12 protein-coding genes and 1 tRNA gene are annotated in these 13390 nt (G+C 28.3%); 1 reads left to right on the forward strand and 12 read right to left on the reverse strand.

All coding sequences use genetic code 4. From position 1 onward, the window contains the following. The 12 genes from JM47_RS01580 to JM47_RS01635 form a co-directional block, all read right to left on the reverse strand. On the reverse strand, positions 1-243 hold a 243-nt coding region (locus tag JM47_RS01580), incomplete at its 3' end, for a Vmc-like lipoprotein signal peptide domain-containing protein (RefSeq protein ID WP_222702337.1). Positions 244-836: 593 nt separating this feature from the next. Further along, entirely contained in the window at positions 837-1544 is a 708-nt protein-coding gene (gene rnc / locus JM47_RS01585; protein ID WP_038103174.1) for a ribonuclease III, read from the reverse strand. Then, complete coding sequence (gene plsX, locus JM47_RS01590; RefSeq protein ID WP_208895221.1) at positions 1534-2526, reverse strand: phosphate acyltransferase PlsX; 993 nt, start codon at positions 2524-2526, stop codon at positions 1534-1536. The genes rnc and plsX overlap by 11 nt, the downstream gene beginning before the upstream one ends. Before the next feature lie 5 nt (positions 2527-2531). Further along, a complete protein-coding gene (locus JM47_RS01595; RefSeq protein WP_038103178.1) occupies positions 2532-4220 on the reverse strand; it encodes a DAK2 domain-containing protein in 1689 nt (562 codons plus the stop codon). Between the two features lie 19 nt (positions 4221-4239). Beyond that, positions 4240-4509 (reverse strand): hypothetical protein, encoded by a 270-nt coding sequence (locus JM47_RS01600; RefSeq protein WP_038103180.1) that lies wholly within the window; start codon positions 4507-4509, stop codon positions 4240-4242. A 107-nt stretch (positions 4510-4616) separates the two neighbouring features. After that, positions 4617-5240: a hypothetical protein gene (locus JM47_RS01605; RefSeq protein ID WP_208895222.1), complete on the reverse strand. Its 624-nt coding sequence runs from the start codon at positions 5238-5240 to the stop codon at positions 4617-4619. Positions 5241-5298: 58 nt separating this feature from the next. Next, a tRNA-His gene (locus tag JM47_RS01610) sits at positions 5299-5374 on the reverse strand. Positions 5375-5434: 60 nt separating this feature from the next. Further along, the gene (trmB, locus tag JM47_RS01615; RefSeq protein ID WP_208895223.1) at positions 5435-6097 is read right to left on the reverse strand and encodes a tRNA (guanosine(46)-N7)-methyltransferase TrmB; all 663 of its coding nucleotides are present in this window, start codon (positions 6095-6097) and stop codon (positions 5435-5437) included. 2 nt (positions 6098-6099) lie between these two features. Then, the gene (locus tag JM47_RS01620; protein WP_038103185.1) at positions 6100-6624 is read right to left on the reverse strand and encodes a TrmH family RNA methyltransferase; all 525 of its coding nucleotides are present in this window, start codon (positions 6622-6624) and stop codon (positions 6100-6102) included. Between the two features lie 2 nt (positions 6625-6626). Then, a complete protein-coding gene (locus JM47_RS01625; protein WP_208895224.1) occupies positions 6627-9242 on the reverse strand; it encodes a valine--tRNA ligase in 2616 nt (871 codons plus the stop codon). Then, entirely contained in the window at positions 9235-9855 is a 621-nt protein-coding gene (gene yihA, locus JM47_RS01630) for a ribosome biogenesis GTP-binding protein YihA/YsxC (RefSeq protein ID WP_208895225.1), read from the reverse strand. Before yihA ends, JM47_RS01625 begins: the two co-directional genes overlap by 8 nt. Next, positions 9855-10172, reverse strand: a complete 318-nt coding sequence (locus JM47_RS01635; protein ID WP_208895226.1) for a YneF family protein — start codon at positions 10170-10172, stop codon at positions 9855-9857. The genes yihA and JM47_RS01635 overlap by 1 nt, the downstream gene beginning before the upstream one ends. A 202-nt stretch (positions 10173-10374) precedes the next feature. On the opposite strand from JM47_RS01635, the gene JM47_RS01640 reads away from it, so the two are divergent. Continuing rightward, the gene (locus tag JM47_RS01640) at positions 10375-13356 is read left to right on the forward strand and encodes a cation-translocating P-type ATPase (protein ID WP_208895227.1); all 2982 of its coding nucleotides are present in this window, start codon (positions 10375-10377) and stop codon (positions 13354-13356) included. Positions 13357-13390 lie beyond the last annotated feature (34 nt).

Consider the following 13390-nt stretch of genomic DNA (forward strand, 5'->3'; position numbering starts at 1 on the left):
TTGTTTGTTTGTTTGTTTGTTTGTTTGTTTGTTTGCGGCTGAATCCATTGAATTCATTTTTTCTTTTTGTTCAGTCATTGTTTTTTCTGTTGAACTTGAAGATTGTTGGGTGTTAGTTTGTTTTTGTTTTGATGGTTGAGATGTTTTGTTGTTGCAAGCAGCAGCAATTGCTGCAATTGATGATCCAACAAGGATCGTGCTTACCATTAAGATAAGACCTTTTTTGTTTATAAATTTGCTCATATTTTAAAATACTTTCTAGAATAAAAATTGACTTATGCATAATGCAAAAAATCTATTAATTCTAATACTAGTAATTAAATAATATGTTTGTTATATACCAACAAAAAGCAAGTTTTAATAACTTGATTTTTCTTCATATCACAAAATATGTAGCCTAAATACTTAATAATAATCTTTAACTAAAAATATTATAAAAGGGTACTTAAATTAAATGATTAATAACTTTGTATACATAATATTCTAAACCATAGAACAGGATAAGAAAAATTATGCAAAAATATGTTGCTTTAATTGATGAAATATTAGAGAACAGAATTCAAGAAGAATGATTTGAATTCTGTAATGATTCAGTTGCTATAAACATCCCTTTTAATATATCTACTAAATAAATCAACTATAGATCTAATAAGGATGATTAAATCATCAAGAGCAAATTTAAGTACTATAAAAAACAACTCATTAACTATTAATTAGTTTTATATAAATTTAATTAAATAGAAATAAAAGTCCACAGCAATGCTGCGGCTTCTTAGTTTTGTAAAAGACATTTATTTTAATATTACTAGTTAATATTTAAATAAATACCATCCACATTATTTTTTACGGATTTTTTCAAATGCATCTTTAGCTGCTTCATACTCAGCTTCTTTTCGATTTCTACCAGAACCAATTCCATACACTAATCCATTTCATAATAAATGAATTGTTTTTTGTTCTGGAGTGTTTTCAATTAAGATGTAGTGAATATCACTTTTAGAGATCTTTTGCATCTCTTCTTGGAAAATTGTTTTATAGTCTTTTTCGGTATTAACAAGACCTTCATTATAATATCTAATTAAGGTTTTATCTAAGATCTTAATAACCTTTTTAATTCCTTGATCTTGAGCAACAGCTCCAATAAAAGATTCAAAAACATCTTCATGAATTTTGCTTAAATTGATGTTGCAAGTATTCTCAAACCCATGACCAACTAAAATTACTTTATCTAAACCTAATTCAACAGCAGCTCGTGCTAAACTCTCTGTTTTAACTAGTTTACTTCGCACCCGAGTCATTTCCCCTTCATCAAGTTCGCGAAGTGAACCTTTATTAGTTTGTATCTTACGAGAATAAATAAAGTTACTGATTACTCAATCAATACAAGCGTCACCTAAGAATTCAAGTCGTTGGTATGAACGTGTTGATTTAGCTTCATTAGCATATGATTTATGAGTTACAGCTTCAATATAAATTGATAATGTTTTAGGTTGGATGTGTTCACGCTTTAGTAATTCTACTAATAGTTTCTTTTTATTTTCCATAGTGTTGTTCTAAATCCTTTGTGATTGTTTCTAAAACATTATTTTGAACACTTTCATAAAGCATACGTAATGCACTCATAAATTGTAAATAATCTGCACTCCCATGGGTTTTAACTAATATTTTTTTAGTACCAAGCACAAATGCTCCAGCATTGTTTCGATAATCAAATATTTTCTTTACTTTTTTAAAAATTGGTAAACTAAAAAGACCAGCTAAAAAATATCTTTTTTTCTTATATTCTTTTTTTAAGAAGTTACCTAAAGATAAAGCAACCCCTTCCATTGTTTTAAGAGCAATATTACCAGCAAACCCATCAGTTACTAAAACATCAACTTCTCGTTCAACAATGTTTTTAGGTTCGATAAACCCTTTATAGTTTAATGATGAGTTTAATAAAAGTTTGTGTGCTTCGTGATGATAACTAAACCCTTTATGTTCTTCAGTTCCTATATTTAAGATTCCGATCTTAGGGTTTTCTACTCGGTTTTTAGCAATAGCATTTGCCATTATTGCAAAATTAAATAGATCTTCTCCATCAACTTGTATCGATGCTCCCACATCTAAAATATTCATTCCTACTTGATCCATTGTTGGGACAAATGGCATAAAAGCTGGTTTTTTAATATGATCTAATAAACCAATAATAGAATAAGCATTATAAACAAACACAGCAGTGTTCCCTGCTGTTAACATTCCATCTACATCACTATTCTCTTTTAAATAGTTTAATCCTTTGTGCATTGATGATTCAGTTTTTCTACGAGCAGAGATAACTGTATCTTTTTGATCAATAAAAGTTGTTGTGTGAATAATTTCGAACTGATGATTATTTAATAAAGGTTTAATCTCTTCTTCATTACCTACTAAAACAATCTCTACATCTTGATGGGTTGTTTTAAAATCAATTGCAGCTTTTATAGCATGAGATAATTCATTTTCATAACCCATTGTATCTAAAACAATTCGCACTTTTTTATTCATCTTATTTATTGCACCCCAATGTAGTATTGATATAATTTTTGCCCTGTGAACTCAATGTCACAAATTAAACCATATTTCTCAGAAACATATTTTTCAATTTGTTTAACATCTTCTAAGTTAGCATTAATGCCATAGAAGATGTAACAAATTGCTTTATGTTTAGAAACACTAATTAATAAATCAATTGTTCTTTTAAGAACACTAAATTCTTCTTTATTAGAAGCTACAACTTGTTTGTTAATGATACTAATTGATTCGCCTTCAGTAACTGTGATATGAGTATAATTAACACTTTTAGCTGCTGTTGAAACTAAAGCACTGTGTGATTTCTTAATTGCTTTATTCATTGATTTAACATTTGCTTTAAATTCTGATCGTTCATCAAAATAAGAAATTGCTAATAAAGCTTGGAAAGCATTGTTTCCAGCTACAACTGATGCAATAACCCCATTTTCAGCAACTATTTTAGTAGCTTGTTCAGCTGCTAAAACTAAATTTGAATCATCTGTGATAATAATGACGTGTGTTGCATTAGCTTGGTTGATTTTATTAACAAAGTCTTGAATTGATGGTGTACCATCTTCTTCAGTGACAATTACTTGTTCAATACCATATTCGCTAAGGATTCTTTTTTTGAATTTACTTGATGGAACTGTAACAACAATTTTTTGTTTAAATTCTCGTTTTGTTTCACTGTTATATTCTTTATAGTTGATACCACGACGTTGTAAGTTTTCATAAAATTGATTAGTCATGTTTTCAAACTTGACTTTATCAAATTCACCATATTTTTGAGAAACTTGTAAAAGTTTGTGTGGTCTTGTTGTATGGATGTGAACTTTAACAAGATCATCATCTTGAACAACAACCATACTATCACCAAATTTAGATAGTTCACGCTTATAAGATTCAATATTAAAGTAATGTTTTTCAGGAGCATCTGGTGTGATCTTTTTATTTAGTGACATAATGATTTCACTACAATAACCAAATCCTTCTTCAGGTTCATTATTAAAACCAATGAAGTTGTTTAAATCAGCTGCTTTATTTGAATTCTTATTTGAAACTAATACACTTTCATCAAATCGTCCACTTAATTGATCGCTCATTCCTTTAAGTAAACAAACTAAACCATATCCACCTGAATCAACAACTCCAGCTTCTTTAAGAGCTGGTAGCATATCTGGTGTTTTTTCTAAAGTATCTTGACCAATCGCTACTGCAAAATCAAACAATTCATTAGCAGTTTCAAATTCTTCATTTACTATCTCTTCACTAATGACACGAATAATTGTTAAGATTGTTCCTTCGATTGGAGTAGAAACACTGTTGTAAGCATGTTCTTTAGCATTAACAAAAGCTGCTTGAATTTCTTGAATACTAACTTCTTGTGAATCAGTTGCAAGTTTTTCAAAAAAACCACGGAAGATTTGTGACAAAATCACCCCAGAGTTTCCTCTAGCGTTCATTAAAAGACCACGACTATATGTTTTAGCTAAGATAGCAAAATTATTGATTGTATCATTTAAAATACTACTAATTGCCCCATTAGCTGTTGTTTTCATGTTTGAACCCGTGTCACCATCTGGCACAGGGAAAACGTTTAAGTTATTAATGTAGTCAGATTCTAATTCCAAAGCTTTTGACCCTGCAATTAGCATTTGTTTAAACATTTCTAATTTAATTGTTTTCATATAATATAACTTTCAATAACTAAAAATTAATGACAATATTAATAATTACAGTATCGTCATTTAGTTGATTAGATAGCTCATAATAAGCTAAACTTCTTGCTTCTTCAGCAACACCAACAATGTTTAAAATATCCTTACGAATTTCAATGTTAACAACGAAGTTATTTTGGTTAAAATCACTTTGTTGCTGATCAATTTCAACGCTGGCAACTCCAGGCACTTTTAAGATAGCTGTTTTAATTAGTGATGAGACTAACTTTGTGCTAAATTTTGTTTTATTTTTTCTCATAAAATCCTAGCCGATTGTTAATAAAACCAGATTGTTATAACTAATATTATATTATAAAGCACAAGCATTTATTGAAACTAAAAAATAAACAACTAATTAAAATCTAATTAGTAAGTTATTTTCTTTTTATTATATTGTTGTTTTAATAAGTAAATTGCTGGGAATAAAACTAAACCAATAGCTAAATTAATTCCCATTGAAACAAAGCTAATTGGAGCATTAAAACTAAATGAAGCAATTCAAGATACCTGATAAAATAATACCCCTTGAATTGCATAAAAAATTCAAACCAAAATATAACTAAAAACTGAAAACACAACAATCAATCCATAATTAATAATTGGATTTATTTTTTTATGTTCTGGTTTATTAATTAACTGTTCAATTAAATCTAAAAATAAAAAACTAAAGAAACTATAATGAGGAGCTAAATAACCAAAAAATGGTTCAGCACTAAACCCAAATACTAACATCAATAATGGAGCAATAATAAAAAAGAAGAGCTTATAATAAAACGAATTTATAGCATAGATCCCAACACAAAAAACTAACATTTGTAACTGTCAAGAATGTGACGCTATAAAATCAATGTTTTTAGTTAAGATTCTAGCTACAAGAAATAAAGCTAAAAAAATAGCACTTATTACTAGTTGTTGAATATGGTGTGAAGTTGATTCTTTTCTTCAACTAAAATAAGTTTTAACAATCTCTTTTTTTTGTTGTTTTTTCATAATGCTATATTATACTAAAAAGAAAACTACCCCATAAAGGAGTAGTAAATAATTTAAATGGGGCGATTAACGGGATTTGAACCCGCGCGTACCTGAGTCACAGTCAGGCGTGTTAACCACTTCACCATAACCGCCATAACGATACAATTATAACATTTTTAGCATATAAAAAGCAAACTAAGTTATTTATATAACTATAAATATCTAAAGATTACTTTTTTGATTCTAGTATTTAAAGCAACAAATTTCTTTTCATACTCTGTTGCTATATTATTAATTAGTTGTTCATTATTTTTAAGTTGATATAAGTTATAAGTTAAAAATAAAATTTCATAACTTTCTAAATCATTTAATAAAACTTCATTAATAGTATAAGCAAACAATCCTTCATTATCAGTTTTAAACTCAATAACTCCATCTTCTTTAAGAACATATTTAAACTTAGCTAAAAAGCTAGGATGAGTTAGTCTTCGATTAGTGTGTCTGTTTTTAGGTCATGGATCACTAAAGTTTAAAAAGATTTTAGAAACAGAAGCTTGGTTTAATAGTTGATCAATTAAGTTAGCATCATATGCTAACATCATTAAATTATCTAAATTATGTTTTAAAGCTTTTTTGTGAGCTTTAACAATTACTGTTTGAAACTTTTCAATTCCTAAATAGTTAATATTAGGATTTTTAATTGCATTATTAATAATGAAATCCCCTTTACCCATTCCTATTTCTACATATAATGGATTATTAGGGTTAGTAAAACACGCTTTTAAATCAGTTTTTAAAAGCGATGGATCTAAAACTATATATTTAGTTTGCTTAGCTAAATAATCTTTAGCATTTTTATCATTTCTTAAACGCATTATTATTCAAATTTCTTGTGAGGTTCATTAGTTAATAAGCCAGCAAAATTATATGCTCTAGCTAGTTCATAAATACCCATTGAAACAGAGTTAGCTACATTTAAACTTCTTAAATTAAAACTAGTTGGGATTCTTATTCATTGATTAGGAAATTGTTTTAAGATAGCATGATCAATTCCTGTTGATTCTTTACCAAAGACTAAATAAACTTCTTGGTTTGTATAGTCTGGATATTTAACATCAGCTGGAGTGTTAGATCCATACCGAGTATAAAAGAAAATATTAGTACTATCATTACTAATTTGATTAATTGTTAAGAATTCATCAAAATCATCATACTGAGCTAAGTTTAAAGTATCAATGTGATTTGTAGCCGCTCTTATAAAATCTTTATGGAATCGGTTTTGATCTAAAATAAAACCATATGGTCTAATTAGGTGTAGTTTAGCATTAAAACCTACACAGATCCGAGCAATGTTGCCAGTATTTAAAATAATTTCTGGTTCAAATAAAACAATATGAATCATTACTAAACCTTTTTTTCTATTTCTTTTAAATGAATTAATAAAGCATTTAATTCTTGTTTAAAACTAGCTAGTTTTTCTTGTTCTTTAGCTATTAAACTAGCTGGGGCTTTAGATGTAAACCCTTCATTATTTAACATTCTTTCTGCTCGTTTAATTTCATTCTCTAAGAATGTTTTCTTATCATTAACTTTTTTAAGTTCAGCTTCTAAATCAACTGTTTGTTTAAAATTAGATCCTAATATAAAGTTAGCAAAAACAAATTTATAATTATAATCAATTTCTTGATTAGTGAATTGATTAATAACTACATTAATTGATGATAATAACTTAGTGATTACAAAACGATCTTTAGAATAATCAACTGAACTGATTCAATCAAAACTAATTATCTCTTTATTAGTAATATCATTTTCTAATCTTCATTTTCTTATTGATAGAATTACTTCCTGTAATTCATCAATTAATTTAGTATCAATATTAAATTCTAAATTAGGATATGTTTCTAAAAGAATTGATTGATTAGTGTCATTAATACTTGAATATAAGTCTTCACTAATACAAGGAGCAAAAGGATGTAACATAATTAAGATTTGATTAAAAACATATCTTAAAACAGCTTTTGTTTCATCTACTATCTTTTCTTCTTTTAATAAAACTTTTGTATATTCTAAATAATCAGAAGCAAATGTGTTTCAGATGAAATCATAAAGATCTTTAGAAGCTACTACTAAGTTGTATTTATCCATATTCTTTTTGATTTCAACTATTAGTGTTGATAACTTAGCTAAGATTCATTGATTAACTAAATTTAATTGATCAAGTTTAGTTAGATCTAGTTTGTAATTATTAAATTCTAAATCATTAATATATCGACCAATGTTTCAAATCTTATTTAAGTAGTTTCAATTAGCACTTAGTTTTTCATCACTAAAGTTGAGATCTTCACCAATTGTTGTTGATGAAGCAAAGAATAGTCGCATTGCATCTACTCCATATTGATCAATAACATCAAATGGATCGATTCCATTATTTAATGATTTAGACATTTTTCGACCTAAACTATCACGAATTAAACCATGGATTAAAACATCATTAAATGGTTTTTGTTTAGTTAGATATTGAGCAAAGTTCATCATTCTTGATACTCAGAAGAATAAAATATCAACGCCAGTTACCATTAGTGCTGTTGGATAATATTTTTTAAAAAAAGCATCATTTTGTTCGTATTTAGTAGTGAAGATTGGTCAGATTCCACTAGAGAATCAAGTATCTAAAACATCTTCGTCTTGTGTTCAGTTTTCTAAATCAGCTGGTGGGTTGATGTCACAATAAACATCATTAGTTTGTTTGTGATAGTAAACTGGAATTTGGTGTCCTCATCATAGTTGACGAGAAATACATCAATCTTCTGTTGATTCTAACCAAGTCATTAATGTTTTATTAAATCGGTTTGGATAAAAATCAACCTTTAAATTTTCATCTAATTGTTGTTTTATTGTTTTTTTAACTAATGGATCCATTTTAATGAATCATTGTCAAGATAAATAAGGTTCAACTATACTATTAGTTCTTTCACTAAAACCAATTGATGTAGTGTAGTTTTCAGTTTTAATTAAGCTACCATTTGCTTTAAGTTTTTCTACTATTAATTCTCTAGCAACTAAACGATCTAATCCTTTGTGTTCAGCACACATTTCGTTTAGTGTACCATCATCATTCATAATATTAATTAATTCTAAATTGTGCTTTTTAGCTAATTCATAGTCATTAAAATCATGAGCAGGAGTACATTTCATAACTCCAGTACCAAACTCAACATCAATATAATCATCTAAAATAACTGACATATTAACTTTATTTAATGGGTTAATAAATGTTTTGTTAAATAAATGAGTATATCGCTCATCGTTTGGGTTCATTACTAAATGTTTGTCCCCATACATTGTTTCAGGTCTTGATGTTGCTACTATTACACTATCTTTATGATCCTCTGTTTCATATTTAATGTAATAAAGTGTTTGGTTTATTTCTTTATGAATTACTTCAATATTACTAATTGCTGTTTTAAGTTCAACATCTCAATTAACAAGCTTTTTAGCTCGATAAATAATATTGTCCTTATACATTTGAACAAAGATCTTTTTAACTTGATCAACTACATAACTATCTAATGTAAACATATAGTTTGAATAATCAAGTGATAAAACAAGAGCTGATCATTGTTTTTTAATGTATTCAGCTTGTTCATCTTTTCAATCAACTAACTTCTTTAAAAAAGCTTCTCTTCCTAATTCAAAACGATTAGTTTTTTCGTTTTCTTTTAAGATCTTTTCATATTTAGTTTGTGTTGCGATTCCAGCATGATCAGTTCCTGGAATAATAAAAGCATCATAACCTTGAAGTTTTTTATATCGAACAATAATATCGGGTAAAGTAAATCCATAAGCGTGACCAATATGTAAATGTCCTGTTACATTTGGTGGAGGAAGAACAACTGCAAATGGTGGTTTATTAGAGTTTAAATCAGCTTTAAATAATTGTTGTTGGTTTCAAAAATCAAACTTGTTTGCTGCAACAAGTTGGTGATCATATTTTTTTAAAAGTTGACGTTTACTCATTGCTTATCTCTTCCTTATTAGCTTCTTTTTCTAATTTGATATTTTGTTTATGTTCTAAAACAACTTTTTTAATGATTGAAAATATTTGATCAATATTTGTCATTTTATTAGCACTACAATAAAGTAAACGATCAACACTAATATTTAAAAATTTAGCAATCTTGTGCTTATTGTTATCATAATGAGATTTAGCTACTTTATCAGCTTTATTTAAAACTACAAAATGAGCATAATTTTGGTTTTCAAAATAACGAGACATCTCCACATCATCGTTTGTGATGACGTTAATATCACAAAGTTGAAAGACACCACATAAATTAGTTCGATAAGATAAATAATTATCAATAATCATTGCTAAATCTTGGTGCTTACTTTTACTAACTCTAGCAAATCCATACCCTGGTAAATCAACCAAACGAAAACTATCAAAATCAAAAAAATTCACCAATTGCGTTCGCCCTGGTGTATTTGATGTTCTTGCAATCTTTTGGTTTGCTAAAGCATTAATTAAACTAGATTTTCCAACATTTGAACGACCAATAAAACAAACTTCTGTTTGCTTATCGTTTGGATATTGATCTAGATATTGTGCTGATTTAATAAATTTAGCCATTATTTATCTTTTGCAGGTTTAATAGCGTTATTGTAAATTTCATTAATTCGACGTTCAGGTAATTTACGTCCTGTTTGAGCATAAAGATCTCGAATCATATCTTTTGTGATTGGTGGATTCTTTTGTAAATTTCGTTTGTAAATCTTAATAGCAATTAAGAAACCAATAATTAGTCCTGCAATTAAAAATAAAACAATTCCCACACTTAATCCAACTGTCATTGCATACAATTCACCCTTTAATTGTTCAACAGTGGCTTGTGTAGTAGTATCAGTAGCTGCTTGATATAAAACACTAAAAACTTCTTTTAAACTCATAAAATCCTCGTTATTGACTTATTGTCTATCATTAAATTATATAAAACTATTGACTAAAGATGAACTAAAAATAAAGATAAGCTTAATATCTCCAATAGTGTTATTTATTATCCCTACTAGATATAAATATAAATCTAGGTAAATAACTAAGTTAAATAAATAGGTGTAAATAATATAAAATATTAATACAATTGGAGGATATATGGAAAAGACAAACGATAGTCTAGTTGATTCCGTTGTCGAGTATGACATTAAATTAACAGATCAACAAAACGGTTTAAGTAATGAACAAGTGCTTAATAACCGTAACTTGTACGGTATCAACGAAGTAAAAAAGAAAAAGAACACAAGCATTATTGTTAAATTCTTTAAACAGTTTTTAGATTTTATGGTGATGTTGTTAGTATTTGCAGGATTATTAACTTTAATTCTTGCAATTGTTAAACCATCACACGATAAGATTGAACAAATTGTTCAATATGTAGAAGTAGCTGTTATTTTTGCTATTTTATTAATTAATGCCATTTTTGGAGTCGTCCAGGAAACCAAGGCTGAAAAAGATACCGAAGCATTATTAAAATTAACTTCTCCTAATGCTAAAGTAATTAGAGATGGGCAAATAGAAATCATTGATACAAAAGATGTTGTTGTTGGTGATTTATTAGTTCTTGAAGCTGGAGATGCAATTGCAGCTGATGGAATTTTAATTAACTCTAGTTCTTTAGAAAGTGATGAAGCACCATTAACTGGTGAATCACTTCCTGTAAGTAAAAATGCTAATGCAATTGTTCCAGCCGATGCACCACTTGGTGATCGAACTAACTGTGTTTTTAGTGGATGTACAATTACATCAGGAACAGCAAAAGCAATTGTAACTAATGTTGGAATGCAATCTGAAATTGGTAAGATTGCTAAATTAATTAATGATCAAAAAACACCATTAACACCATTACAACAAAAAATTAACCGTTTATCAAAAATCATTGGTATTTTTGGAGCGGTATTATGTATTGCTGTGTTTATTATGTACATCTACTTAATTGGTGGGGGTAATTGAGAAAAAGCATGACACCCAGGAATTGTTATTGCTATCTCATTATCGATTGCTGCTATTCCAGAAGGATTAATTGCTATTGTAACAATTATTCTTTCATTTGGAGTTAAACGAATGAGCAAACAAAATGCTCTTATTAAACGTTTACCTGCTGTTGAAACCTTAGGTAGTGCTAATGTAATTTGTTCAGATAAAACAGGAACTTTAACTCAAAACAAGATGACTGTAGTATCTGTTTATACACACGAGTCTGGATTAAGTAACATTGTTGATCAAAGTAGTATCTTAAATTTAATTAAACTGGGAACAGTAGTTAATAACGCATCAATAAGTTATGATGAAGATGATCAAATCAATTTTGTTGGTGATCCAACAGAAACAAGTATTGTAGAAGCTGCTTATAAACTAAATGTTCTAAAATCAGATTTAGATGATGAATATGAACGAGTGTTTGAATTGCCTTTTGATTCAGACCGTAAACTAATGAGTGTTATTGTTAAAAAAGCTGATAAGTTTATGTTAGTAACAAAAGGAGCAATTGATTCACTTGATAGTAGATTAACTACACCATTATCTAAAGAAGTATTAGAAGCTAATGATCAAATGGGTAATGATGCTTTACGTGTTCTAGGTGTTGCTTATAAAGAGTTAGATGAAATTCCAACTGATACAAGTTCAGAAAATTTAGAAAAAGATTTAATTTTTGTTGGACTGTTAGGAATGATCGATCCACCACGTGAAGAAGCAATGGAAGCTGTTGCTATTGCTAAAAAAGCTGGAATTCGTCCAGTTATGATCACAGGGGATCATATTAATACTGCAAGTGCAATCGCAATGCAACTTGGTATTTTAAATGAAGGTCAAGAAGTATTATCAGGAACTGAATTAGCTAGCATGAGTGATGAACAATTAGCTGATAATATCGAAAGATATAGTGTTTATGCTCGGGTTAGTCCTTCTGATAAAATCCGAATTGTTAAAGCTTGACAATCACACGATAAGATTGTAAGTATGACAGGGGATGGAGTAAACGATGCTCCAGCACTAAAAGCTGCAGATTTAGGATGTGCTATGGGGATCACAGGAACTGATGTATCTAAAGCATCAAGTGATATGATCCTAACAGATGATAACTTTGCTACAATTGTTAACTCAGTAAAAATGGGTCGATCAATTATGGCTAACATTAAGCGAGTAATTATGTTACTTTTAATTACTAACTTATCTGGTTTAATTTCATTATTCTTAGGAATTTTAATTCTTAGAATTAATCCAATGTCTTCTTTACAAATTTTATGAATTAATGTTATTTCAGAAACATTCCCAGGGATTGCATTAGGTTTAAACTTTAGTGAAGGTAATTTAATGCGTTATGCTCCATTAAAGAAATCTGCTCCGATTGTTGATAAGAAAATGTGATTAACTATTGTTATATGTGGTTTCTTTATTGGAATGATGTCAATATTACTATTCTATCTAGGTGCTGGTTCTCACTTTAATTTTGATTTCTATCAAATGCGTGAATCATTCTTAAGCTTAAACTTAATTGAAGCTCAATACCAAGCTGAACTAAATTCATTAAATCCAGATAACTTTGTATTAAATACACTAAATATCCAAATTGAATTCATTAAAGAAGTAGCTCGATCTGGTTCAGCATTAACATTTATGTTTATGGGTTTATGTTTATCATTTAATGCTGTTTCATTAAGAAGTAACCATACAATATTCATTGATAAATGAAAAGATAATAAATATGTTGTTATTTCTTTATTAATATCATGTTCAATGATTGCTTTAATTACTTATACACCAGGATTAAATACAGTCTTTAATATGAGTCCTTATGTAATGGGAGCATATAATTGATTAAACATTCTTCCTTACTTATTATTCTTATTACCAATTATTGGTTTTGAAACTTATAAATGAGTTAGATATCACCAAGTTAAAAAAGAATATGATTATAAAGGATTAACTTTTGCACAAAACCAAGCTAATTTAAATGAAGCGATGCAACAGTTGCAATTAACTGCTGATCTAGAAGAAAAACAAGAATATATCTATCAAATTAATGAGCTTAAAAAAGAACGTAAAATGCTTCAAATGAAATTACACCAAGAGTTGTAATTAATCAATAAATACAAGAAAAAATCTCCTTTGC

It is taken from the genome of Ureaplasma diversum (assembly GCF_000941095.1).
Classification (GTDB): Bacteria; Bacillota_I; Bacilli_A; order Mycoplasmatales; family Mycoplasmoidaceae; genus Ureaplasma; species Ureaplasma diversum.